Source organism: Mitsuaria sp. MSU3D (genome assembly GCF_056867975.1).
The window spans coordinates 5002765-5025452 of the sequence record NZ_CP200314.1 but is presented as its reverse complement, the minus strand read 5'-3'; the positions used below and the strand labels follow the sequence as shown (position 1 = coordinate 5025452).

The window sequence follows — 22688 nt, the reverse complement described above, 5'->3', positions numbered from 1 at the left end:
CACGGGGGTTGAGGGGAGCGCTCAATGTAGGCAAGCGCACAGTCAAAGGGAACGAAGAAGATCTGCTTTGCTTTGCACCGTTGCCGGAAAAAAGGGCCGCCCCCTCGTGAGGGGCGGCCCGCAAGCCGGGGCGGGGTCGCCGCGGCAGTCGGAACCGGTGGAACGGCGCGGTCACCCGCGTCGTCCGAGGGCTTGGGTCGGTCTCAGGCGCCGAAGCGGTGTTCCAGCTCGATCCAGCCTTGCCGCCCGTGCGGCGAGTAGTAGCCGACCGGGTAGTACGGCCAGGTGGCGCTCGGATCGCGGCGGATCTTGTCGAACAGGTTGTTGACGATCAGGCTGACGCGCGTCTGCTTGCCGATCTGCCACGCGGTGCTGGCGTTGAAGTTCCAGTAGAGGCCCAGCGTGCCCTCGTGGTCCTCGCGTGCGATGCGGCCGTTGCGCTGCGCCGAGACGGCGTGCGTCCAGTCGCCGGTCTGCCAGACCACGCTCGCGTTGAGCCGGCTGGGCCAATCGCTGAAGTCTGCCGTGCCCACGACGTTGCGGTTCTCGTCGCCGGCGAACTGCTGGTACTTGAAGCTCTTGACCCGCGTGTACTTCGCGTCGACCGTCCATTTGCCCCACGTGGCCGTCGCCCAGGTGTAACGCGTGCCGACGTCGAGGCCCCAGGTCGATTCGCTCGCCGCGTTGATCGGATTGACACGGACTTCCGCGACCTCGCCCGGGCGGACCAGCGCGTCGGCCGGGTTGCGGCGCACGCGGGCGATCGCGTCCACGCAGGTCGGCGACTGGATGTCCTTGATGCCGGTGCGGCAGTCCGACTCGTCGCGCAGCACGCCGTCGGCGCTGAGGTCGGTGACCAGGTCGCGGATCGCGATCTTCCACAGGTCCAGCGACACGTCGAAGGACGAGGCCGGTTGCCACACCGCACCCACGCCCCACGAGCGACCTCGTTCCGACTTCAGGTCCGACGAGCCCGTGCGCACGAAGTTGAAGCCGGGCGAGACGTCCGCGAAGTCGCAGGTCGACAGCGGCTGCCCGGTCTGCGCGCAGCGGTAGTAGTCCGTCGACGACGAGTAGTAGCCCTTCGTCTGCTGCGCGAAGATGTAGTTCATGTCCGGCGCGCGGAAGCTGGTCGCGTGCTGCGCGCGCAGCAGCAGCGTCGAGAGCGGTCGGAACTCGAGGCCCGCGTTGTAGGTCGTGCTGCCGTCGCTGCGGCCGGCGAATTCGTAGCGGTCGTGCCGCGCGGCCAAGGTCGCGGTCAACTGCTTCGTGATCGGCGCATTGAGTTCGCCGCCCAGCGCCAGCCGCTCGCGCGTGCCGCGCACGGTGGGCGAGGTGCTCGTGTTGTAGAAGATGCCTTGGCCCAGCCGCGGGTCGGCTTCGTTGCGGAAGCCTTGCGTGCCTGCCTCAGCCACGACGGCCGCGCGCACCGGACCGCCGGGGAGCTTGAACCACTCGCCGCTGGCGGACGCGCTCAGCTGCTGGTTCCAGCTGGCGTTGCGCGTCCAGCTGCGGTCGGTGACGCCGTCGATCTCCTGCGGCGTCAGCGGGCGGAACAGGCGTGCCGGATCGGCCGAATAGATCGCCGTGCCGTCTGCCTCGGTGCCGAGCTTCTGTCCGAGCAGCAGCTGTTCGATGCCCGCCGTCAGCCGCGGCGTCGTGGTGCGGTTCAGGTAGTAGGAGCTGTTGGCCGCCACCTCGAAGGTCCAGGATCCGGCCAGCTCGCCACGCGCGCCGACGGCGACGTTGTGCGTCGAGTCCTGCCACTTGCGGTTGAAGCGGTCCACGCCGCCGATTTCCTCGGGCGCGAAGCGACGCGTCCAGATCTCCAGCTGGCCCGTCGTGGCATTGCGGAAGTAGCCCTTGCCCGCGATGTCCGAGGTCCAGCTCGGTCCACGCGTGTTGTTCTCGGTCCGCGCCCAGCCGAACTGGCCCTCGGCGAACAGCTCGAGGCCGTGGTCCAGCGCGAGCGTCAGCGCGCCTGCCGCCTGCGCGCTGCGGTTGCCGGTCTGCGTCGTCCAGTACGTTGGCGACGCGCGGCCGCTGCCGCAGTAGGTGCCGTTCCTCGCCGTGTAGGCCGAGACCGAGCCCTCGAACAGCGTGCCCGCGCCCGCGCAGCCGTCGGTCGGCGTGAGGTAGGCGCCGCCGGTCGCGTTGCGCCGGCCGAAGACGACCGTCGGCGCGGCGCCCTGCAGCGTCGTGTCGGCCATGAAGTCGCGTTGGCGGCTCCAGATCGGCTCGCGGCCGCTGAGCTCGACGCCCCACACGCCCTGCAGGGCGCCGGCATCGAGGCCGCCGGTGATCTGCGCGCGCGCGTTCTCGCCGCCGCCGCGTTGGGTGCTGCCGGCGCGCAGGTTGACGGTGACGCCGTCGACGTGCTTCTTCAGCACGATGTTGACGACGCCCGCGATCGCGTCGGAGCCGTACACCGACGAGGCGCCGCCGCTGAGGACCTCGATGCGGTCGATCAGCGCGGACGGGATGTTGGCGATGTTGACGAAGTTGACCGAGCCCTCATAGGCGGTCGGGTAGTCGGCCACGCGCCGGCCGTTGACCAGCACCAGCGTGTGGTTGGGGCCGAGGCCGCGCAGGCTGATCGCATTGGCGGCCGGCGTGAAGGTGTTGCCGAAGTCCTCGCCCTGCGTGAAGCCGGTGTTCTCGGTCAGGCTGCTCAGTGCGTCGGAGACGTTCTTGTAGCCGAGCCGGTCCAGGTCTTCCGACTTGATCACGGTGATCGGACTCGGCCCCTCGCTGTTGACGCGCGAGATGCGCGAACCGGTGACGACCACCGACGGCAGCGGCGCGTCCTTGGCCGTGTCCTGTGTGGACGCGGCGGCCGGTGCGGACACAGTGGGCCCAGCGGGCGAAGCGGGCGGCTGGGCCTGTGCGAAGGCGCCGGTGACGGGATAGGCCGCGGCGAGGGCCGCGGCCAGCGTGGCGGCCGGTCCGGTCAGGCGGGCCACGTGGTCGACGAACTGCTTCAAGAGACTTCCTTGTGGGAGTGAACAGGTGAGCCCGTCACTCTAGGAAGCGCCCTCTCCGCGTTGAACCAATGCTTTCTGCGTTGCTTAGCTGTGCACCCGGACTATGCACATGCGGAATTTCTTTTGGCACGGTCAATCCGAGCCGTTGGGCGCGACGCGCGCCTGCTCGACCAGCTCGCGCGACAGCGGCGGCGCGAAGGTCTCGATGAACGCGTAGACGTAGTCGCGCAGGTAGGCGTCGCGGCGCACGGCGAGCCGCGTCAGGTTGTCGGCGAACAGGTGCCGTGCGTCGATCGAGCGCAGGTGGCGGTCGCGTTCCTCGTCGTAGGCGATCGCGGCGACGATGCCCACGCCCAGGCCCAGCTCGACGTAGGTCTTGATCACGTCCGCGTCCATCGCGACCAGCACGACGTTGAGGTCCAGCCCCGCCGCCGCGAAGGCATCGTCGATGTGCGAGCGGCCGGTGTAGCCGGTCTCGTAGGTGATGACCGGGAACTCGGCCAGGCGCTCCAGCGACAGCGGCGTGCCCGCGTTGGCTTCAGCTTCCAGCGGATGGCCGGGCGGCACCAGCACCGTGTGGGTCCAGCGGTAGCAGGGCAGCGTCAGCAGCTGCGGATGCAGCGCGAGCGCTTCGGTCGCGATGCCGATGTCCGCCTCGCCGTCGATCAGCAGCCGCGCGACCTGCTGCGGCGAGCCCTGCGTGAACTGCAGGCTGACCTCGGGATGCGATTCACGGAAGTCGCGCACCGCCGGCGGCAGCGCATAGCGTGCCTGGCTGTGCGTCGCCGCGATGCGCAGGTGGCCGCTGTCGGCGCGGGCGAAGTCCTCGCCGGCGCGGCGCAGGTTCTCGGCCTCGCGCAGCAGGCGCTCGACGATGGGCATCACGTTGCGGCCCGGCTCGGTGAGCCCGGTGAGCCGCTTGCCGGCACGGATGAAGATGTCGATGCCGAGCTCGTCCTCGAGCTCGCGGATCTGGCGGCTCACGCCGGGCTGCGAGGTGTGCAGCGCCTGGGCGACCTCGGTCAGGTTGAAGTTGCGGCGCTGGGCCTCGCGGACGGATCGGAGTTGCTGGAAGTTCATCGTCGGCCACACATCGGGGGGAACGTCAGCCGATGCGGGAGACATCGGAAAGCGTCGGAGACGTCAGGAAACGTCGGGAAAGCGGATTGCTTATGCGGATTGATTATTCGAATCCGCGACCCCGGTGTCCTCCAACAAAAATCGATAAGCATTCCCGCGCTGGAGGCATGTGGATAGAAAGCCCAAGCTGCAAACCTTGCCCGCCGTCGCGCAGGGATGCGCGCGTGGGCTCAGGCGTCCGGATCCATCGCCTCGCGCACGGCGTCCTCGGTCAGCTCGGCCACGCATTCCTGCAGGAAGCGATAGGCGAAGCCGCGCAGGTAGTGGCCGCGCTTGAGCGCGATGCGCGTCGTGTTGGGCGGGAACAGGTGGGTCGCATCGATCAGTTGCAGGCCGGAGTCGCGCGCGGGCTCGAAGGCCATCGCCGCGATCACGCCGACGCCCAGCCCGATCTGCACGTAGGTCTTGATGACGTCCGCATCCAGCGCCGACATCACCAGGTCCGGCGCCAGGCCGGCCGCGGCGAAGCTGGCGTCGATGCGCGCGCGGCCGGTGTAGCCCTCGTGATACGTGATCAGCGGCTGCTCGGCGAGGGCTTCCAGCGTCAGCGGCTGGCGCGTCAGCGCGTGCCCTTCCGGCACGACCACCGCGTGGCGCCACTCGTAGAACGGGAAGGTGACGAAGGCGTCGTCCTTGCCGAGCGCCTCGGTGGCGATGCCGATGTCGGCCTCGCCCGATTGCAGCAACGAGACGATCTCCGACGGACTGCCCTGGTGCAGCACCAGGTGCACGCGCGGATAGGCCGCCTTGAAGCGCGCCACGACCTGCGGCAGCGCATACCGCGCCTGCGTGTGCGTCGTCGCGATCGTCAACTGACCCTGGTCGGCGCTGCTGAACTGCTGCGCCAGACGCTTGATGTTGCGCACGTCCTGCAGCATGCGGTCGACGACGACCGCCAGCTCCTTGCCCGGCTCGGTCAGGCCGAGCAGGCGCTTGCCGCGGCGCTGGAAGAGCTCGACGCCGAGTTCGTCCTCCAGGTCCTTGATGTGCTTGCTCACCCCCGACTGCGAGGTGAACAGCGCCGCCGCCACCTCGGTCAGGTTGAAGTTCTGCTGCACCGCCTCGCGGACGATGCGCAACTGCTGGAGGTTCATGCCGCCTGGTCGATGCCGAAGAGACTCAGGCGCGAGGCCTGCAGACGCACGTGCTGACCGGCGGACAGCTGCAGCGCCTCGGCCTGCTCGCGGCTGAGTTCCGCTTCCAGGTGCTCGCCCTGCGCGCCGCGCAGCTCGACACGCGCGGCGGCGCCGAAGGCGAGCACGCGCTCGACCGTCGCCGGCAGCCCCGGCGCATCCTGCGACGGGATGATCACCAGCTCATGCGGACGCGCATACGCCTGCACCAGGCCATGCTGGGCGCCTTCGATCGAGGCCGCGGCGCCCTGCGCCAGCGTCTGGTCGCCGACGCGCACGATGCCGCTGTCCACGCGGCCTTCGAAGCGGTTGACCGCGCCGAGGAAGCCGTAGACGAAGGGCGTCGCCGGGCGCTGGTAGACCTCGATCGGCGAGCCGACCTGTTCCACGCGCCCGTGATCCATCAGCACGACGCGGTCGGCGACTTCGAGCGCCTCTTCCTGGTCGTGCGTGACGAAGATGCTGGTGATGTGCAGCTCGTCGTGCAGGCGGCGCAGCCAGCGGCGCAGTTCCTTGCGGACCTTCGCATCCAGCGCGCCGAAGGGCTCGTCCAGCAGCAGCACGCGCGGCTCGACGGCCAGGGCGCGGGCCAGCGCGATGCGCTGACGCTGGCCGCCGGACAGTTGCGGCGGATAGCGATCGGCCAGCCAGTCCAGCTGCACCAGCTGCAGCAGCTCATGCACCTTGCGCTTGATCTCCGCTTCCGGCGGACGCTGCTTGCGCGGCTTCACGCGCAGGCCGAAGGCCACGTTGTCGAAGACCGTCATGTGGCGGAACAGCGCGTAGTGCTGGAAGACGAAACCGACTTCGCGCTCGCGCACATGCGTGTCCGATGCGTCGGCGCCGTCCAGCAGCACCTGGCCGCGGTCGGCCGTCTCCAGCCCCGCGATGATGCGCAGCAGCGTGGTCTTGCCGCATCCCGACGGGCCCAGCAGCGCGGTCAGTTCGCCGGTGGGGAAGTCCAGGCTGACGTCGCCCAGCGCGGTGAAGCTGCCGAAGGACTTGTGGATGTTGCGGACCTGGATGCTCATGCTTCTTCCTTCACGACACTACGCGTCGCTTGCCATTCCACGAGCTGCTTGAGCCCGAGGGTGACCAGCGCCAGCAGGGCCAGCAGCGATGCGACCGCGAATGCCGCGGCGAACTGATATTCGTTGTAGAGGATCTCGACCTGCAGTGGGAGCGTGTTGGTCTGGCCGCGGATGTGGCCCGACACCACCGACACCGCGCCGAACTCGCCGAAGGCGCGCGCGTTGCACAGGATCACGCCGTAGAGCAGGCCCCACTTGATGTTGGGCAGCGTCACATGCCAGAAGGTGCGGAAGCCGCTGGCGCCGAGCACTGTGGCCGCTTCCTCCTCATCCCGGCCTTGCGCCTGCATCAGCGGGATCAGCTCCCGAGCGACGAACGGGAAGGTCACGAACACGGTGGCCAGCACGATGCCGGGCACGGCGAAGATGATCTTGACGTCGTGCTCCTGCAGCCACGGGCCGAACCAGCCCTGCGCGCCGAAGATCAGCACGTAGATCAGGCCCGCGACCACCGGCGACACCGAGAACGGCAGGTCGATCAGCGTGATCAGCAGCTGCTTGCCGCGGAAGTCGTGCTTGGTGATGGCCCACGCGGCGCAGACGCCGAAGACGATGTTCAGCGGCACCGAGATCACCGCCGCCAGCAGCGTCAGCTTGATCGCGGACACCGCGTCGGGCTCGATCAGCGAGGTGAGGTAGGTGTCCCAGCCCTTGCGCAGCGCCTCGGTGAAGACGGCCGCCAGCGGCAGCAGCAGGAACAGCGCGAAGAAGGCCAGGCCCAGCGTCAGCAGCGTGTAGCGCACCCAGCGCTTCTCCGCCGTGGCGGGGTTCCCCTGGTAGTGGCCGGCGGTGCGCCCGCGGCCCAGCGTTGCGGTGGATCCAGCCATGTCAGCGCTTCCCGTCCACACCGTTGCGGCGCAGGCTCCAGGCCTGCAGTCCGTTGATGCCCAGCAGCAGCAGGAACGAGAACACCAGCATCACGACCGCGATCGCGGTGGCGCCGACGTAGTCGTACTGCTCGAGCTTCGTGATGATCATCAGCGGGGTGATCTCGCTGACCATCGGCATGTTGCCGGCGATGAAGATCACCGAGCCGTACTCGCCCACCGCGCGCGCGAAGGCCAGCGCGAAGCCGGTCAGCAGCGCCGGCGTCAGCATCGGCAGCACCACCAGGCGGAAGGCCTGCCAGCGATGCGCGCCCAGCGAGGCGGCGGCTTCCTCGAGCTCCGTGTCCAGGTCCTCCAGCACCGGCTGCACCGTCCGCACGACGAAGGGCAGGCCGATGAAGATCAGCGCGATCAGCACGCCCAGCGGCGTGAAGGCGACCTTGATGCCCAGCGGCTCCAGCCACTTGCCCATCCAGCCGTTGGGCGCGTACAGCGCCGTCAGCGCGATGCCGGCGACGGCGGTGGGCAGCGCGAAGGGCAGGTCGATCAGCGCGTCCACCAGCTTCTTGCCCCAGAAGTCGTAACGCACCAGCGACCAGGCCAGGATGAAGCCGAAGATCACGTTGATGAACGCGCCCAGCAGCGCCGCGCCGAAGCTCAGCCGGTACGAGGCCAGCACGCGCGGCGACGTGGCCGCGGCCCAGAAGGCCTCGGCGCCGTGGCCGGCGGACTTCAGGAACACCGCGCACAGCGGGATCAGCACCAGCAGCGAGAGATAGAAGAGCGTGAAGCCCAGCGTCGGCGCGAAGCCGGGCAGCACGCGGCGACGCTTGCGGGCGGGCGCGGGCGCGGCCTGCGTCGCGGGGAGCACGGCGGTGTTCATCGTCGGGTCAAGGAAGCGGAGATCGGGGTCGGACGATCAGCGGCGCGAGGCCATGATCTGGTCGTAGGTGCCGCCGTCGGCGAAGTGCGTCTTGCCGACCTTGGCCCAGCCGCCCAGCGTTTGGTCGACGGTGAAGAGCTTGATCGGCGCGTAGCGCTTCTCATGCTTCTTGAAGATCGCCGCGTCGCGCGGACGGAAGTTGTTCTGCGCGATGATTTCCTGGCCTTCCGGCGTCCACAGGAAGTCCAGGTAGGCCTTGGCCAGCGCGGCGGAACCGCGCTTGGCGGCGACCTTGTCGACCACCGCGACCGGCGCGTCGGCTTCGATCGAGATGCTGGGCGCGACGACCTCGAAGTTGCCCTTGCCGAATTCGTTCTCGATGAGCTCGGCTTCCGACTCGAAGGTCAGCAGCACGTCGCCGATGCCGCGTTGCGTGAACGTGGTCGTCGCGCCGCGGCCGCCGCCGTCCAGCACCGGCACGTTGGCCAGCACCTTGGAGACGAAGTCCTTGGCCTGGGCGTCCGTGCCGCCCTTGGCGATCACGCTGCCCCACGCGGCCAGGTAGCCGTAACGGCCGTTGCCGGTGACCTTGGGGTTGGGGATGATCACGGACACGCCGGGACGCGCCAGGTCCGCCCAGTCCTTGATGCCTTTCGGGTTGCCCTTGCGGACCAGGAACAGCATCGTCGAGCTGTACGGCGCGGCGGCGTTCGGGAACTTGCTGCGCCAGTCGGCGCCGGTGAGGCCCTTCTCGGCCAACGTGTCGACGTCGGTCGCCTGGTTCATCGTGACGACGTCGGCCTCCAGGCCGCCGATCACCGAGCCGATCTGCTTGGACGAGCCGCCGTGCGACTGGTTCACCGTGATCGTCTGGCCGGTCTTGACCTTGTACGACGCGACGAACGCCGGATTGACCTGCTTGTAGAGCTCACGCGCCACGTCGTAGGAGACGTTCAGCAGCGTCGTCGGCTGATCGGCCGCGGCCGCCAGCATCGGCACGCCCAGCAACGGCACCGCCGCGGCCAGCATCAGCGCCTGGCGGCGGGAGGCGGAGAACAGGGAACGGGTGTTCTGGCGGGCGTTGTTCTGGGTCATGGCGGACTGGGCAAGCGGGCGTGGGCCGGCGACGTTGAGGGTCGGGCTGCGAAGCTTGCCAAACAGTCCTTATTCCAGGAACGATTGTTTGGGCATTTGCTTATCTCGCATAACGCATATGCAAGAAATGCAGAAGGCGGAGGCAGAAGAAAAGCGCCAGGACCGCGATCGGACACCGCCGGAAGCGCCTCCCCCAAGACCCCGAGGGCGGCCCCCGGTCGCGACCTGGGCTCTCACCATGCCTTCCCGGCGGCCGTACTGCCGCCGCCGGCGGGGGCGACATGGGCGCGCCCCGTGGAACGGAGTCTGGGCGCGCTCGGCGCTCGCCGCCAATGCGCATTGGGCGCAAGCTGCTGCGCCGCCCTCATATGGGGCGGCGCAGCGGCGGAGGTGCTCGTCTTGTCTGGCGTTGCGCTGACGGGGGACTCGGGTGGCGCCCCGTGGGCAACTCGGATAGTCTGGTGCTTCGACGGCGTGGTCGCAGTCCGTCCGCGCAGGGAGAAGACAACATCGGAAGAGCGAGGAACCGCCTCCATGATGAATGCCCCGATTCCCGACAACGAAACCGAACGGCTGCAGGCGCTGCACGACCTGCTGATCCTGGACACACCGTCCGAGGAGCGCTTCGACCGCATCGTCGAGTTCGCCGCCGAGGAGTTCGGCGTCCCGATCGCCTTGATCAGCCTGGTCGACGACGATCGCCAATGGTTCAAGGCCCGCTTCGGCCTGGCGGTCTGCGAGACCGACCGCAAGAGCAGTTTCTGCGGCCACGCGATCCACGTCCCCGAGGTGATGGTGGTGGAGGACGCGACGCAGGATCCGCGCTTCGCGGACAACCCGATGGTGCTGGGCCCGCCGAACATCCGCTTCTACGCGGGCGCGCCGCTGGAGGTCCGTCCCGGGGTGCGCATCGGCACGCTGTGCCTGATCGACCGGCGGCGACGCACGCTGGACGACACCGATCTGGCCATCCTGATGAGCCTGCGCGACCTGGTGGTCTCCGAGCTGCTCGGGCAGGCCGTCGAGGAGGACCGCTGATGCCGGGTCCCCAGCGTCAGCTCCTGCTGGTCGATCCCCACTCGCTGTTCCGCCGCACCGTCGCCATGGTGGCCCGGCAGCTGCAGATCGCGGAGGTCCACGAGTCGAGCAGCCTCGAGGCGGCCCATCGCCTGCTGGAGAGCCAATCGATGGACGGCCTGCTGCTGGACATCGGCCAGGGGCTGGACGCCCTGGCGCTGCTGCAGAGCGTGCGGGCCGGGGCGTTGCGGTGCGCCGCCGACACGCCGGTCGCGCTGACCGCGGAGGCCTGCGACCTGCCCACCGCCCAGCTCTACAAGGAGCTCGACGTGCGGCGGATCATGCTCAAGCCGTTCAAGGTGAAGACGGCGCTGGAGGTGATCCAGGACCTGGCGCGGCCGGGCTCGCCGCCCGGCACGCCGCACTAGCCCGCGAAGGGCCTTACTCCACCCAGTGCTGCGCCACCCACGGGGGCGGCAGCACGAAGCTGCGCAGATGGCGCCAGCGGTGCTTCACGCCGCCGGCGAAGGCCGCGCGGAAGTGGTCCCACGGCTTCTCGTGCGGCGGGTCCTGGGTGTTCCAGCGGCCCAGCAGCACGTCCGCCGGGTTCGGGCCGCCGGGGAAGGTCACGATGCGCGCGCCCGAGGGCAGGCGCGCCGGCTTGAAGTAGCGCAGCGGGAACGGCGGCAGGCAATGCAGGCGGAAGTGCCGCGTCCACAGGTGCGGCCAGAACTTGATGCCGCCGGGCACGGACGCGGTGACCCAATGCTGCTCGAAGCCATGCTTGTCCGCGACCGCCTGCGGGTTGGCGCGGAAGTTCTCGATGATGTGCGGGTACTTGCCGACCGGGAAGCGGAACACCGAGGTCTGACCCAGGCGCTGCATCGGCTTGGCCCAGTTGCGAGCCAGGATGACGTCGTCCGGATGGCCGTGGCTGAAGTAGCCGTCGATGTTGTCGACGATCACCGAATCCAGGTCGACGAACAGCACCGGACCCGACAGGCCGGTCTTCTCGCCCATGTCGGCGCTCCACATCACGAGCTTGCGCCACTTGCCCAGCGACTTCTTGGGCCATTCGCAGCCCAGCTCGGGCAGGTCGTAGGCATCGACCTCGGGGCGAAGGCCTTCGGCGTTGTCGGTCAGGCAGACCAGACGGAAGTCGCCGGTGATGTGCCGACGCAGCATGCCGTACAGACGGTTGACGTACTCAGGGCCGTAGGCGGTTCCCCATTTGACGCAGATGACTTGTTTCATGGGGCTCGTGCTCCTCTGGTTGTTATCCCTACTGGCTTCGGGGAAGTCCGTCACTATACGCATGCAGTTGTAAATGGTTTGCAAACGGGGCATTCCGAGGCGTGACGCCTGGCATCCCGAGATGGCGTCGTCCTCGCCCAACGGGGCGATCCTCGGAACGCGTGGCATTCGGGACGTCGCTTATTCGATTTCTGCGCTTGGACATGCCGTCAGCTTCGTTCCGGCCAGGAAGTCCGATGCCTAGAGTCGGCGACCATGACAGTCCTCGCCCCGCCCCTTTCCACCGCGGCTGCGGCCCACGCGACCGTCCCGGTGACGCCCGCGTCGGCGGCCTTCGCCGATGCGCCGTCGCAGCACTTCGAGATCAACGCCTTCGATGAGCCGCTCGGCGCCGAGGTGGTGGGGCTGGACCTGACGCGAGCGCTGAACGACGCCGACTTCGCCCGGCTGCATCGCGCGCATCTGGATCAACACGTGCTGGTGTTCCGCGACCAGCGCATCACGCCGGCGCAGCACATCGCGTTCAGCCGCCGCTGGGGACCGCTGCAGATCCACGTGCTGCGCAACTTCCAGCTGGCGGGTCATCCGGAGATCCTGCAGGTCTCCAACGTGCGCGACGCGCAGGGCCAGCCGGTCGGCCTGGGCGACGCCGGGCAGTACTGGCACTCGGACCTCTCGTACAAGGAGCGCCCCAGCCTGGGCTCGCTGCTGCACGCGCAGGAGCTGCCGTCGGAAGGCGGGGACACGCTCTTCGCCAATCAGCATCACGCCTACGACGGCTTGCCGCTGGCGCTGAAGACCGCGATCGCCGGCAAGCGCGCCGAGCACAGCTACCTCGCGAAATACGAGGAGCTCCGCGCCCGCAACCCGTGGCGCCCGAAGCTGACGCCCGAGCAGATCGCCGAGGTGAAGCCGGTCCCGCAGCCGATCGTGCGCACGCACCCGGAGACCGGACGTCGCGCGCTCTTCGTCAGCGAGCACTTCACGACGCGCATCCTCGACGTGCCCGAGGACGAAAGCCGCGACCTGCTTGCGCAGCTCTTCGAGCACAGCAGCCGCAAGAGCATCGTGTACCGCCACCAGTGGCTGCCCCACGACCTGGTGTTCTGGGACAACCGCTCGCTGCTGCATCTCGCCACGGGCTGCCCCGATCACCTCCGGCGCCACCTCTACCGCACCACCATCGAAGGCGACGTCCCGGCATGAAGCTCCAGAAACTTTCCTCCCTGCTGCTCTCGGGCGCGCTCGCCGCGACCGTGGCGTTGTCGGCGACCTCCGCGCATGCGGAAGGCAAGATCCGCATCGCCGAGCAGTTCGGCATCGTGTACCTGCTGCTGAACGTCGCGCAGGACCAGCAGCTGATCGAGAAGCACGGCAAGGCCGCGGGCGTCGACATCCAGGTCGAGCGCGTGCAGCTCTCCGGCGGCCCGGCGATCAACGAGGCGCTGCTGTCCGGCAGCATCGACATCGCCGGCGCGGGCGTCGGCCCGCTGCTGACGCTGTGGGACAAGACGCAGGGCAAGCAGAACGTGCGCGGCATCGCCTCGCTGGGCAACTTCCCGTACTACCTGACCAGCAGCAACCCCGCCGTCAAGACCATCGACGACTTCGGCGACAAGGACCGCATCGCGCTGCCGGCGGTGGGCGTGTCGGTGCAGTCCCGGATCCTGCAGCTGGCCTCGGCCAAGCGCTGGGGCGACGCGCAGTTCAACAAGCTGGACCGGCTGCAGGTCGCGCTGCCGCACCCGGAGGCGACGGCGGCGCTGATCAAGGGCGGCACCGAGATCAACGCGCACTTCGGCAATCCGCCGTTCCAGGAACAGGGCCTGGCGGGCAACCCGAACGTCCACATCGTGCTGAACAGCTACGAGGTGCTCGGCGGGCCGGCGTCGGCGACGGTGCTGTACACGACGGAGAAGTTCCGGCGCGACAACCCGAAGACCTACAAGGCCTTCATCGGCGCGCTGGCCGAGGCGGCGGACTTCATCTCGAAGAACCCGGAGCGCTCGGCGGACATCTACATCAGGAACGAGAACTCCAAGGTGCCCAAGGAACTGCTGCTGAAGGTGATCAAGAACCCGGAGGTGCAGTTCAAGATCACGCCGCAGAACACCTTCGCGCTGGCGTCGTTCATGCATCGCATCGGCGCGATCAAGAACAAGCCGGCGTCGGCGAAGGACTACTTCTTCGACGACCCGCACAACGCGGCCGGAAGCTGAGCATGAGCGCGGTGCTGGAGCAGCTCGACGCGGTGCCCGCCTGCGAGGCGTGCGGCGACCTGGCGGGCGCCCGCCCGCAGGACCGGCAGGCACGCCTGCGGGTCGACGGCGTCAGCCTCGACTACCGCAGCGATCGCGGCGTGGTCCGCGCGACGCATCGTGTCGGTTTCGACGTGCTGCCTTCGGAGCGCTTCGTCCTGCTCGGCGCGTCGGGCTGCGGGAAGTCCTCGCTGCTGAAGGCGGTCGGCGGGTTCGTCACGCCGGCGGAGGGGCGCATCCTCGTCGACGGCAAACCCGTGAACGGCCCGGGGCCGGATCGCATTGCGGTGTTCCAGGAATTCGACCAGCTGCCGCCGTGGAAGACGGTGCTGGAGAACGTCGCGTTCCCGCTGATCGCGTCGGGCACTGCATCGCGCAAGCAGGCGCTGGAGCGTGCGCGCGACTGGCTGTCCCGCGTGGGACTGGCCGACTTCGCGTCGGCCTATCCGCATCAGCTGTCGGGTGGCATGAAGCAACGTGTCGCAATCGCGCGCGCATTGGCGATGAAGCCGCGCGTGCTGCTGATGGACGAGCCGTTCGCGGCGCTCGACGCGCTGACGCGTCGCCGGATGCAGGACGAGCTGCTCGCGCTGTGGGAGCAGGAGCGCTTCACGCTGCTCTTCGTGACGCACTCGATCGAGGAAGCGCTGATCGTGGGGCACCGGGTGCTGGTGCTGTCGCCGCACCCGGGCCGGGTGCGCGCGGAGCTGAATGCGCAAGGCCTGACACCGGCGCAACGCGTTGCGCAGGCGCAGCGCATTGAGCATCTGCTCTTTGGCGATGAGCCGATCGCGGAGTCGGCGACTCCCATTGCCGCCACTGCCACCGGCGCCGCCACGGCAGCCGCCGCTGCGGCCGTGGCGCTGAACTGAGGATTCCTCGATGACCGTCACCGTGCTGCCGACGCAGCGGCCGCTCGATCCGCCCCTGCGCGCCGAGCGCGAAGAAGCGCTCGCCGATTACGTGCCCGTACAGGTGGCGTCGATTCCGCTGTGGCGCCGCGCGCTGGATTCCAGCGCCTGGCGTCAGGCGGCGTTGCTGGCATTGCTCGGCGGGCTCTGGGAAGTTGCCGCACGCGCGGCCGACAACGACCTGCTCTTCCCCTCGTTCTTCGCTGCGGCGCGGGCACTGTGGGACGGCCTGTACGGCGGCGAACTGCTGGTGCGGGCGGGGATCTCGCTGAAGCTGCTGCTGCAGGGATACGCGCTGGGTGTGGTGCTGGCGCTCGGACTGACGGCGCTGGCGACCTCGTCGCGCTGGGGTCGGGACTTGCTCTCGAGCCTGACGGCGATGTTCAACCCGCTGCCGGCGATCGCCTTGCTGCCGCTGGCGCTGCTGTGGTTCGGCCTGGGATCGGGCAGCCTGATCTTCGTGCTCGTGCACGCGGTGCTGTGGCCACTGGCCCTGGCCGCATCGGCGGGCTTCTCGTCCGTGCCGGAAACGCTGCGCATGGCGGGCCGCAACTACGGGCTCACGGGACCGCGCTACGTCGCGCAGATCCTGCTGCCGGCGGCGCTGCCGTCGATCCTCTCGGGCCTGCGCGTGGGCTGGGCCTTCGCGTGGCGGACGCTGATCGCCGCCGAGCTGTTCTTCGGCGCCTCCTCGGGCCAGGGCGGCCTGGGCTGGTACATCTTCCAGAACCGCAATGAACTGCAGACCGATCGGGTCTTCGCAGGGCTGGCCCTGGTCATCCTGATCGGATGGCTGGTCGAGCGGCTGGTCTTCAGCACCATCGAGAAGGCGACAGTCACGCGGTGGGGCATGCAGCGGTGAGTTCGTCCCGCCGTTCAGTTCTGCTTGTGGGGTCGCCGTTCATCAACGGGATTCCCAACAGCGTCGCAAGTCGTTCCATCTTCTTGTCACGAGACCAAAGCTTGGCTTTGGGAGTCCTCATGGTGGCGACCAGGACGGCAATGTCGATCAGTCCGCAGCCTTTTCCATAAATCTCCTCATCCTCGACAAACGCCAGAACTTCGTCGAGGTCGACGGGTTCCATGTGAAAGAGATCGGAGAAGAAGCGTAGCGAAGACGCGCGCGGATTCGGCGGGGTGCCGCAACGCAGTTCACCGATGAGCAGTTCATGCGTGAGGACGCGGTTCTCGCTGATGAGCTTCAGCAGCGTCGGATTGCGTTCGCGGAAATGCGCGATCCAGACGGAGGAGTCCACGACGATTCGAGTGGTCATCAGGAGTCCTCCTGGGGGTCCCAACGACGACGGGGGATGTCTTCCATGTCAGGTGCACAACCTCCCAGTTCACCCAGACGGTAGCCAGCCTGGAGTGCGATGTAGGTCTTCATCGCCAAGGTCACGAGCTCGTCCGGACTCATCGGAGAGTCGGAGAGTTCGAGTGCGCGTTGATAGAGGGCCTCGTCAACCATGATCGTCCTTTGCATGACCTCGCTCCGATGTGCCGCCACGGAAATCGCTTCAGTGTCTCGACACACATCGGATCGCGAAGTCATCAGGTTGATCTCATTGCCCTCCGACGTCACTGGCTGGTTCTTGTGTTCCTTGCCATCGCGCTCACTGAGTTCCGTAGTCCGCATCGCATAAAGGCGTAGAAGCGGTCGGCGGCGGATGGCGTGACGACGAGAGTGGCGCGCTGGCGACTGCTTCTCCGCTCCACCGCATGGGCGAGTCGCGACAGCCCGAAGCACATCACGAAGTAGCACCCGGCCAGCGTGCCGTAGACCGCGACCGGCTGCACCAGCACCTGCGCGTTGACCTGGCCGGCGATGAAGGACAGTTCCGACAGCCCGATGATCGTGCCGAGCGAGGTCTCCTTGATCGTCGACGCGAACTGGTTGACCAGCGAGGGCAGCATGTGCCGCAGCGCCTGCGGCAGCAGCACCAGACGCAAGGACTGACCCCGCGATAGGCCCAGCGCCTCCGCGGCCAGGCGCTGGCCGGGCGGCAGCGACTGCAGTCCCGCACGCACGATCTCGGCCAGGTAGGCGGCGTCGAAGATCACCAGCGCCGCCAGCATCGTGTTGAACTGGTCCGTCTTGTGGCCGGTCACCGCCGGCAGGAAGAAGTAGGCCCAGAACACCACCATCAGCAGCGGCGTCCCGCGCACCACATAGACCAGCGCGGTCACCGGCCACCGCAGCCAGGCGCGGCGGCTCACGCGCGCGATGCCGAGCAACACGCCCAGCGGCAGCGCCAACAGGAGGCCGAGCGCGGCCATCAGCACGGTCAACGCCAGCCCGCCGAGAGGCCCGTTCGGGTACTGCCCCACCAGCACGTACAGCCAGTAGGTGTCGATCATCTCGGCGATGCTCATCGCGATGCGCTCCTCTTCATCACGATCGCTTCAATGGCCTGCGGGCCGGACCGGATAGCGCCGCTGGTACAGAACGCCGGCGCCGGTGATCAGCATCGACACGCCGAGGTAGGTCGCCGTCGCCATCGCGAAGGTCTCGAAGCCGCGGAAGGTCGCGGACTCCACGCGCTGTGCCTGGTACATCAGTTCGGCGGCGCCGACGACCGTCGCGATGCTGGTGTTCTTCCAGAGATTCAAGGTCTGCGAGATCAGCGGCGGCACCGTCGCCCGCAGCGCCTGCGGCAGCACGACCCATCGCACCGAACCGGCGAAGCGCAGACCCATCGCGCGTGCAGCCTCCCACTGTCCGGGCGGCACCGACCGCAGGCCCGAGCGCACGTCCTCGGCCATGAAGGCTGCGGTGTAGACCACCAGCGCGGCCAGCGCCGCCGCCGCTTCGATGTTGCCGGCGTAGAGCCAGGCCTTCACGCCGTCGGGCAGCAGCTCCGGCACCGCGAAGTACCAGAACAGCATGTGCGCCAGCAGCGGCACGTTGCGCACCGCTTCGACGTAGGTCCAGGCCAGCGCGCGCAGCGGCGGGAACGGCGCCAGCCGCGCCAGCGCGATCAGCGTGCCCAGCGGCAGTGCGATCACCAGCGCGAGCAGCGTCAGCGTCAGAGACAGCCGCACGCCGGCCAGCAGCCAGTCGAGGAACTGCCCTTGCAGCAGCACCGAGAAATCGAGATGAGGCATGGAATCAACGCGGCTCGCAATAAACAACGCCCCGGCCGAAGCCGGGGCGTGCTCGCATCGGATGACAAGGTAGATCAGTTCATCTGGGTCGTGCTCAGCCCTCCACTTGGTCGCTATCGATCTTGAAGCTGCGCGTCTGGAACTTCAGACGCGTCGCCGGTCCGTACCACTTGTTGAACAGCTGCTCGGCGGTGCCGTTGGCCTCGAGCTCACGCAGCGCGCCGTCCACCTGTGCCTTCAACTTGGTCTCGCCCTTGCGCAGACCCAGCGCCAGCGGTTCGACGCTGAGGTTGGCCGACAGGATCTCGTACTGGGACGCCGCCGGGCCGAGCTTGGCGTACTGGTCCAGCAGCGACACCTCGTCGTTGACGAAGGCCACGCCCTTGCCCTGCTGCAGCGCCTGGAAGGCCTGCGGACCGGTGTCGAAGGTGACGACGTCGACCGTCGGCACGGCCTTGCGGACGTTGGGCTCCTGCGTGCCGCCCTTGATGGTCACGACCTTCCTGCCGGCCAGCTGGTTCAGCGCCTTGATGCCGCTGTCCTTCTTGACCAGCACCTTCTGCCCGGTGACGAAGGTGGTCAGCGAGAAGTCGATCACCGCCTCGCGTTCCTTGTTGTGCGTCAGGCTCGCGGCCAGCACGTCCACGTGGCCCTGCTGCAGCTCGGGAATACGCGCCGCCACCGCCAGCTGCTTCAGCCGCAGCTTCACGCCGAGCTTCTGCGCCACCGCCTTCGCGAGATCGACCTCGTAGCCGACGATCTCGCGCGTCTTCGGATCGATGAAGCTGTTGGGCTCGTCCGTGCCCAGCACGCCCACCACGAGCTCGCCCTTCTTCTTGATGTCGTCCAGCTGGTCCGCATGGGCGATGCCCAGCATGGCGGCCGAGGTGGCGATCACGAGCAGGGCGCGGCGGGTCACGTTCAGGGTCATGGCGTCGGTGTCCTTTTTTGGGAGCAGTGGAACGGTGGAGCGGTGGTTCACGATGGACATCAGCTTAGGAAGCTCGACCTTCACGCGGAACGAACGGATGGGCATATGCAAACGCGGCTTTCGCACGTCCCCCGTCCCGTCCCCTTCATCAACGCGGGTTCGCGCTTGCGGCATGCTCGACCCATGACCCTCCTCCACGACCGCGTGCCCGTCATCGACATCTCCGGGCTGCACGATCCGGCGTCCAGCGATCCCGCCTCGCCCGGCGGCCATCTCGCGGCCGTGCAGATCGGCGAGGCCTGCCGCGCGCACGGCTTCTTCTACGTCAGCCATCACGGCGTCGATCCCGCGCTGATCGCGCGGCTCGACCGGCTGGCGCGCATGTTCTTCGCGTTGCCTGGAGAACAGAAGCAGCGCTGGCCGATGAGCGACGGCGGCAGGGCCTGGCGCGGCTACTTCAGCACCGGCGGCGAGCTGACCTCGGGCCGGCCGGATTGGAAGGAGGGGCTGTACCTCGCCGCCGAACTGCCGCCCGACGACCCGCGCGTGCTGGCCGGCACGCCCTTGCATGGCGCCAACCTCTGGCCCGACGTGCCGGGATTGAGGGACACGGGGCTCGAGTACCTCGCCGCCGTGACCGCCGTCGGCCAGCGCGTGCTGGGTGGCATCGCGCTCAGCCTCGATCTGCCGCCCGCCTATTTCCTGGCGCATGCCACCGCGGACCCGCTGGTGCTGCTGCGGCTCTTCAACTACCCCGCGGTGCCGGCCGGGGCCGACGTCGGCGCGCCCTGGGGCGTCGGCGAGCACACCGACTACGGCCTGCTCACGCTGCTGTACCAGGACGACAGCGGCGGCCTCGAGGTCCATGGCCGCCGCGGCTGGATCGATGCGCCGCCGCTGCCCGGCACCTTCGTCTGCAACATCGGCGACATGCTCGACCGCATGACCGCCGGGCTCTATCGCAGCACGCCGCATCGCGTGAAGCTCAACCGCGGCGCGCACGACCGGCTGTCGGTGCCGCTGTTCCTCGATCCGTCCTTCACCAGCCGCGTCCAGCCCATTCCCGGCCTGCCGCCGGCCGAAGACGACAGCGCGTCGCGCTGGGACGCGAGCAACCTGCACGTCTTCGCCGGCACCTACGGCGAGTACCTGATGGGCAAGGTCGGCAAGGTGTTCCCGGCGCTGGGCGCGGCGGTGCTGCCATGAGGGCGTTGGCCGCTCATGCCATCCGCGGATAAGCTGCTGCGACAACCGCGCTTGGAGGCCATCGCTTCCAGCGGATAACCTACGCGGTTTGCCCGCGCCCGGCACCACCCCCGCCGGACGCGTCGCCCGACCATCCCACCAGGATCACAAGGAGCGCCCATGAGTGCCAAGGAGACTTCTTCCACCCCCGTGCAGCAACCGCCCGAGCGGCCTGCGGTGCTGGACCTGATCGGCAACACGCCGCTGGTCCCCGTGCATCGGCTCGACACCGGCCCCTGCCAGTTGTTCCTGAAGCTCGAATCGCAGAACCCCGGCGGCTCGATCAAGGACCGCATCGGCCTGTCGATGATCGAGGCCGCCGAGCGCGACGGCCTGCTGCCGCCCGGCGGCACCGTCGTCGAGGCGACCGCCGGCAACACCGGCCTCGGGCTCGCGCTGGTCGCGCGCGCGAAGGGCTATCGCGTCGTGCTGGTCGTGCCGGACAAGATGTCCGCCGAGAAGGTGCTGCAGCTGAAGGCGCTCGGCGCCGAGGTCCACATCACGCGCTCCGACGTGGGCAAGGGCCATCCCGACTACTACCAGGACCGCGCCGCGCGCCTGGTCCAGGACATCCCCGGCGCCTGGTACGCCGACCAGTTCAACAACCCCAACAACCCGCTCGCCCACGAGACCACGACCGGTCCGGAGATCTGGCAGCAGGTCGGCCACCGCATCGACGCGATGGTCTGCGGCGTGGGCTCCGGCGGCACGATCACCGGGCTGTCGCGCTTCTTTGCGAAGGTGCGCCCGGGGCTCGACATGGTGCTCGCCGATCCGGCGGGTTCGATCCTGAAGGACTTCATCGAGACCGGCAGCTTCGGCGAGGCCGGATCGTGGGCCGTCGAAGGCATCGGCGAGGACTTCATCCCGCCCATCGCGGACCTGAGCGGCGTGCGCCACGCCTACTCGATCACCGACGAGGAGAGCTTCGCCACCGCGCGCGACCTGTACCGCGCCGAAGGCATCCTGGCCGGTTCCTCGACCGGCACGCTGCTGGCCGCGGCGCTGAAGTACTGCCGCGCGCAGACGACACCCAAGCGCGTCGTCACGCTGGTCTGCGACACCGGCACCCGCTACCTGTCCAAGGTCTACAACGACCCGTGGATGTTCGACCAGGGCCTGCTCAAGCGCGCGACCAAGGGCGACCTGCGCGACCTGATCGCCCGCCTGCCCGAGGACGGCGCCGTCATCAGCGTGAGCCCCGAGGACACGCTGGCCACCGCCTTCTCGCGCATGCGCCAGGCCGAGGTCTCGCAGCTGCCGGTGCTCAAGGACGGCAAGCTCGTCGGCCTGCTCGACGAGTCCGACCTGCTCGCCCAGATGCACATGGACGCGCGCCACTTCAAGGACAGCGTGGACAGCGCGATGAGTCATGATGTGCAGACCCTGCCTCCCGGCGCGCCGCTGTCCGACCTGATCGCGCAGCTGCGCAAGGGCCTGGTGGCCGTGATCGCCGACGATCGCGGCTTCCACGGCCTCGTCACCCGTTTCGACCTGTTGAACCACCTGCGAAAGGGCTTGTCATGAGCCACGACTCCGACAACGACAACAAGTACTCCCACGGCGCGGATCTGCGCTTCGACACCCGCGCGATCCACGGCGGCCAGCATCCCGATCCGACGACCGGCGCGGTGATGCCGCCGATCTACGCGACCTCGACCTACCGCCAGCAGAGCCCCGGCGTGCATCAGGGCTACGAGTACGGTCGCACGCACAACCCGACCCGCCAGGCCTACGAGCGCGCGATCGCCAGCCTGGAAGGCGGCGTGCAGGGTTACGCCTTCTCGTCGGGCCTGGCCGCGATGGCCACGGTGCTGGACACGCTGGACGCCGGCTCGCACATCGTCGCCGGCGACGACCTCTACGGCGGCAGCTACCGCCTGTTCGAGCGCGTGCGCAAGCGCAGTGCCGGCCTGCAGGTCACCTACGTCGACAGCAGCAAGCCGGAGAACGTCCGCGCCGCGCTGCGTCCCGAGACGAAGATGATCTGGATCGAGACGCCCAGCAACCCGCTGCTGACGCTGACCGACCTGGCGGCCGTCGCGAAGATCGCGCGCGAGCATGGCGCGCTGGCCATCGCCGACAACACCTTCGCCAGCCCCTGGTCGCAGCGCCCGCTGGAACTGGGCTTCGATGCGGTGATGCACTCGGCCACCAAGTACCTGAACGGCCACAGCGACGTGATCTCGGGTGTGGTGGTGGTCGGCGGCGAGCAGCGCCAGGCGGCGCTGCGCGAGCAGCTCGAGTTCCTGCACAACGCCGTCGGCTCGATCGCCGGGCCGTTCGACAGCTTCCTCGCGCTGCGCGGGCTGAAGACGCTGGCGCTGCGCATGGCGCGGCACAACGAGAGCGCGCTGGAACTCGCCGGCTGGCTGGAGGCGCAACCCAAGGTCCGCCGCGTCTACTACCCGGGCCTCGAAAGCCACCCGCAGCTCGCGCTGGCCAAGCGCCAGATGCGCGGCGGCGGCGGGATGATCAGCGTGCAGCTGGACACCGACCTGGCCGGCGCGCGCCGCTTCCTGGAGCGGGTGCAGATCTTCTCGCTGGCGGAAAGCCTGGGCGGCGTCGAGAGCCTGATCTCGCTGCCCGCGCTGATGACGCACGCGTCGATCCCGGTCGAGACGCGCGAGCGTCTCGGCATCACCGACTCGCTGGTGCGGATCTCCGCCGGCATCGAGGACATCGAGGACCTGCGCGATGACTTGAAGGCGGGTCTCGCCGCCATCTGACGAGGCGATCGGACGATGCCGCTCTGACGACCACGCGGACGACAGCGTCCGTGACCCAGGGGAACGCGCCGGGGCCGAAAGGCCG

The 22688-nt window shown here is 68.5% G+C and carries 22 protein-coding genes; 9 read left to right on the top strand and 13 right to left on the bottom strand.

The genetic code is table 11. The annotated features are described in order from the left end of the window. Window positions 1–203: 203 nt before the first annotated feature. The 7 genes from AC1VNM_RS22035 to AC1VNM_RS22005 form a co-directional block, all read right to left on the bottom strand. Window positions 204–2984: a TonB-dependent receptor plug domain-containing protein gene (locus AC1VNM_RS22035; protein WP_483108303.1), complete on the bottom strand. Its 2781-nt coding sequence runs from the start codon at window positions 2982–2984 to the stop codon at window positions 204–206. Window positions 2985–3116: 132 nt separating this feature from the next. Continuing rightward, a complete protein-coding gene (locus AC1VNM_RS22030) occupies window positions 3117–4064 on the bottom strand; it encodes a CysB family HTH-type transcriptional regulator (RefSeq protein WP_377161670.1) in 948 nt (315 codons plus the stop codon). 230 nt (window positions 4065–4294) lie between these two features. Beyond that, window positions 4295–5218, bottom strand: coding sequence for a CysB family HTH-type transcriptional regulator (locus AC1VNM_RS22025; RefSeq protein ID WP_483108302.1), 924 nt, complete (start codon window positions 5216–5218; stop codon window positions 4295–4297). Further along, the gene (locus AC1VNM_RS22020; protein ID WP_377158882.1) at window positions 5215–6288 is read right to left on the bottom strand and encodes a sulfate/molybdate ABC transporter ATP-binding protein; all 1074 of its coding nucleotides are present in this window, start codon (window positions 6286–6288) and stop codon (window positions 5215–5217) included. Before AC1VNM_RS22020 ends, AC1VNM_RS22025 begins: the two co-directional genes overlap by 4 nt. Continuing rightward, window positions 6285–7175, bottom strand: a complete 891-nt coding sequence (gene cysW / locus AC1VNM_RS22015; protein ID WP_377158884.1) for a sulfate ABC transporter permease subunit CysW — start codon at window positions 7173–7175, stop codon at window positions 6285–6287. Before cysW ends, AC1VNM_RS22020 begins: the two co-directional genes overlap by 4 nt. A gap of 1 nt (window position 7176) precedes the next feature. Next, on the bottom strand, window positions 7177–8058 hold the full coding sequence (gene cysT / locus AC1VNM_RS22010; RefSeq protein WP_377158887.1) for a sulfate ABC transporter permease subunit CysT: 882 nt from the start codon (window positions 8056–8058) through the stop codon (window positions 7177–7179). A 36-nt stretch (window positions 8059–8094) separates the two neighbouring features. After that, entirely contained in the window at window positions 8095–9087 is a 993-nt protein-coding gene (locus AC1VNM_RS22005; RefSeq protein ID WP_483109316.1) for a sulfate ABC transporter substrate-binding protein, read from the bottom strand. A gap of 600 nt (window positions 9088–9687) precedes the next feature. On the opposite strand from AC1VNM_RS22005, the gene AC1VNM_RS22000 reads away from it, so the two are divergent. Both AC1VNM_RS22000 and AC1VNM_RS21995 read left to right on the top strand, forming a co-directional pair. Then, on the top strand, window positions 9688–10191 hold the full coding sequence (locus tag AC1VNM_RS22000) for a GAF domain-containing protein (RefSeq protein WP_483108301.1): 504 nt from the start codon (window positions 9688–9690) through the stop codon (window positions 10189–10191). Then, window positions 10191–10598: a DNA-binding transcriptional response regulator gene (locus AC1VNM_RS21995; RefSeq protein ID WP_377158892.1), complete on the top strand. Its 408-nt coding sequence runs from the start codon at window positions 10191–10193 to the stop codon at window positions 10596–10598. Before AC1VNM_RS22000 ends, AC1VNM_RS21995 begins: the two co-directional genes overlap by 1 nt. A gap of 13 nt (window positions 10599–10611) precedes the next feature. Here the strand turns inward: AC1VNM_RS21995 and AC1VNM_RS21990 are convergent, their stop codons facing one another. Beyond that, on the bottom strand, window positions 10612–11424 hold the full coding sequence (locus AC1VNM_RS21990) for a glycosyl transferase (protein WP_377158894.1): 813 nt from the start codon (window positions 11422–11424) through the stop codon (window positions 10612–10614). Between the two features lie 255 nt (window positions 11425–11679). Here AC1VNM_RS21990 and AC1VNM_RS21985 point away from each other — a divergent pair, with 255 nt between their 5' ends. The 4 genes from AC1VNM_RS21985 to AC1VNM_RS21970 are packed head-to-tail and all read left to right on the top strand — an operon-like array spanning window position 11680 to window position 15455. Then, complete coding sequence (locus AC1VNM_RS21985; protein WP_483108300.1) at window positions 11680–12630, top strand: TauD/TfdA dioxygenase family protein; 951 nt, start codon at window positions 11680–11682, stop codon at window positions 12628–12630. Beyond that, a complete protein-coding gene (locus AC1VNM_RS21980; protein ID WP_483108299.1) occupies window positions 12627–13643 on the top strand; it encodes an ABC transporter substrate-binding protein in 1017 nt (338 codons plus the stop codon). Before AC1VNM_RS21985 ends, AC1VNM_RS21980 begins: the two co-directional genes overlap by 4 nt. 2 nt (window positions 13644–13645) lie before the next feature. Further along, window positions 13646–14554, top strand: a complete 909-nt coding sequence (locus AC1VNM_RS21975) for an ABC transporter ATP-binding protein (RefSeq protein WP_483108298.1) — start codon at window positions 13646–13648, stop codon at window positions 14552–14554. A gap of 10 nt (window positions 14555–14564) precedes the next feature. Then, window positions 14565–15455: an ABC transporter permease gene (locus AC1VNM_RS21970; protein WP_483108297.1), complete on the top strand. Its 891-nt coding sequence runs from the start codon at window positions 14565–14567 to the stop codon at window positions 15453–15455. Here AC1VNM_RS21970 and AC1VNM_RS21965 read toward each other — a convergent pair. The 5 genes from AC1VNM_RS21965 to AC1VNM_RS21945 form a co-directional block, all read right to left on the bottom strand. Continuing rightward, window positions 15430–15867 (bottom strand): type II toxin-antitoxin system VapC family toxin, encoded by a 438-nt coding sequence (locus tag AC1VNM_RS21965; RefSeq protein WP_483108296.1) that lies wholly within the window; start codon window positions 15865–15867, stop codon window positions 15430–15432. The genes AC1VNM_RS21970 and AC1VNM_RS21965 overlap by 26 nt on opposite strands. Next, entirely contained in the window at window positions 15867–16076 is a 210-nt protein-coding gene (locus AC1VNM_RS21960) for a type II toxin-antitoxin system VapB family antitoxin (protein ID WP_377158912.1), read from the bottom strand. The genes AC1VNM_RS21965 and AC1VNM_RS21960 overlap by 1 nt, the downstream gene beginning before the upstream one ends. Before the next feature lie 95 nt (window positions 16077–16171). Beyond that, window positions 16172–16966: an amino acid ABC transporter permease gene (locus AC1VNM_RS21955; protein WP_483108295.1), complete on the bottom strand. Its 795-nt coding sequence runs from the start codon at window positions 16964–16966 to the stop codon at window positions 16172–16174. A gap of 30 nt (window positions 16967–16996) precedes the next feature. Continuing rightward, on the bottom strand, window positions 16997–17698 hold the full coding sequence (locus AC1VNM_RS21950; protein WP_483108294.1) for an amino acid ABC transporter permease: 702 nt from the start codon (window positions 17696–17698) through the stop codon (window positions 16997–16999). 94 nt (window positions 17699–17792) lie between these two features. Further along, a complete protein-coding gene (locus AC1VNM_RS21945) occupies window positions 17793–18629 on the bottom strand; it encodes an ABC transporter substrate-binding protein (RefSeq protein WP_483108293.1) in 837 nt (278 codons plus the stop codon). 183 nt (window positions 18630–18812) lie between these two features. Here AC1VNM_RS21945 and AC1VNM_RS21940 point away from each other — a divergent pair, with 183 nt between their 5' ends. From AC1VNM_RS21940 to AC1VNM_RS21930, 3 genes are all read left to right on the top strand, one after another. Further along, window positions 18813–19835: an isopenicillin N synthase family dioxygenase gene (locus AC1VNM_RS21940; RefSeq protein ID WP_483108292.1), complete on the top strand. Its 1023-nt coding sequence runs from the start codon at window positions 18813–18815 to the stop codon at window positions 19833–19835. A 159-nt stretch (window positions 19836–19994) separates the two neighbouring features. After that, the gene (locus tag AC1VNM_RS21935; protein WP_483108291.1) at window positions 19995–21401 is read left to right on the top strand and encodes a pyridoxal-phosphate dependent enzyme; all 1407 of its coding nucleotides are present in this window, start codon (window positions 19995–19997) and stop codon (window positions 21399–21401) included. Next, the gene (locus AC1VNM_RS21930) at window positions 21398–22603 is read left to right on the top strand and encodes a trans-sulfuration enzyme family protein (RefSeq protein WP_483108290.1); all 1206 of its coding nucleotides are present in this window, start codon (window positions 21398–21400) and stop codon (window positions 22601–22603) included. Before AC1VNM_RS21935 ends, AC1VNM_RS21930 begins: the two co-directional genes overlap by 4 nt. Window positions 22604–22688: the final 85 nt, after the last annotated feature.

Excerpts from the sequence above, each read along its gene's own strand:
- AC1VNM_RS21970 (WP_483108297.1), top strand. The coding sequence starts at position 14,565 with ATGACCGTCACCGTGCTGCCGACGCAGCGGCCGCTCGATCCGCCCCTG.
- AC1VNM_RS21940 (WP_483108292.1), top strand. The coding sequence starts at position 18,813 with ATGACCCTCCTCCACGACCGCGTGCCCGTCATCGACATCTCCGGGCTG.
- AC1VNM_RS22000 (WP_483108301.1), top strand. The coding sequence starts at position 9,688 with ATGATGAATGCCCCGATTCCCGACAACGAAACCGAACGGCTGCAGGCG.
- AC1VNM_RS21985 (WP_483108300.1), top strand. The coding sequence starts at position 11,680 with ATGACAGTCCTCGCCCCGCCCCTTTCCACCGCGGCTGCGGCCCACGCG.
- AC1VNM_RS21960 (WP_377158912.1), bottom strand. The coding sequence starts at position 16,076 with ATGCAAAGGACGATCATGGTTGACGAGGCCCTCTATCAACGCGCACTC.
- AC1VNM_RS21975 (WP_483108298.1), top strand. The coding sequence starts at position 13,646 with ATGAGCGCGGTGCTGGAGCAGCTCGACGCGGTGCCCGCCTGCGAGGCG.
- AC1VNM_RS22025 (WP_483108302.1), bottom strand. The coding sequence starts at position 5,218 with ATGAACCTCCAGCAGTTGCGCATCGTCCGCGAGGCGGTGCAGCAGAAC.
- AC1VNM_RS21945 (WP_483108293.1), bottom strand. The coding sequence starts at position 18,629 with ATGACCCTGAACGTGACCCGCCGCGCCCTGCTCGTGATCGCCACCTCG.
- AC1VNM_RS21965 (WP_483108296.1), bottom strand. The coding sequence starts at position 15,867 with ATGACCACTCGAATCGTCGTGGACTCCTCCGTCTGGATCGCGCATTTC.
- AC1VNM_RS21930 (WP_483108290.1), top strand. The coding sequence starts at position 21,398 with ATGAGCCACGACTCCGACAACGACAACAAGTACTCCCACGGCGCGGAT.
- cysW (WP_377158884.1), bottom strand. The coding sequence starts at position 7,175 with ATGGCTGGATCCACCGCAACGCTGGGCCGCGGGCGCACCGCCGGCCAC.
- AC1VNM_RS22030 (WP_377161670.1), bottom strand. The coding sequence starts at position 4,064 with ATGAACTTCCAGCAACTCCGATCCGTCCGCGAGGCCCAGCGCCGCAAC.
- AC1VNM_RS21950 (WP_483108294.1), bottom strand. The coding sequence starts at position 17,698 with ATGCCTCATCTCGATTTCTCGGTGCTGCTGCAAGGGCAGTTCCTCGAC.
- AC1VNM_RS21935 (WP_483108291.1), top strand. The coding sequence starts at position 19,995 with ATGAGTGCCAAGGAGACTTCTTCCACCCCCGTGCAGCAACCGCCCGAG.
- AC1VNM_RS21995 (WP_377158892.1), top strand. The coding sequence starts at position 10,191 with ATGCCGGGTCCCCAGCGTCAGCTCCTGCTGGTCGATCCCCACTCGCTG.
- AC1VNM_RS22005 (WP_483109316.1), bottom strand. The coding sequence starts at position 9,087 with ATGCTGGCCGCGGCGGTGCCGTTGCTGGGCGTGCCGATGCTGGCGGCC.
- AC1VNM_RS21990 (WP_377158894.1), bottom strand. The coding sequence starts at position 11,424 with ATGAAACAAGTCATCTGCGTCAAATGGGGAACCGCCTACGGCCCTGAG.
- AC1VNM_RS22020 (WP_377158882.1), bottom strand. The coding sequence starts at position 6,288 with ATGAGCATCCAGGTCCGCAACATCCACAAGTCCTTCGGCAGCTTCACC.
- AC1VNM_RS21955 (WP_483108295.1), bottom strand. The coding sequence starts at position 16,966 with ATGAGCATCGCCGAGATGATCGACACCTACTGGCTGTACGTGCTGGTG.
- AC1VNM_RS21980 (WP_483108299.1), top strand. The coding sequence starts at position 12,627 with ATGAAGCTCCAGAAACTTTCCTCCCTGCTGCTCTCGGGCGCGCTCGCC.
- cysT (WP_377158887.1), bottom strand. The coding sequence starts at position 8,058 with ATGAACACCGCCGTGCTCCCCGCGACGCAGGCCGCGCCCGCGCCCGCC.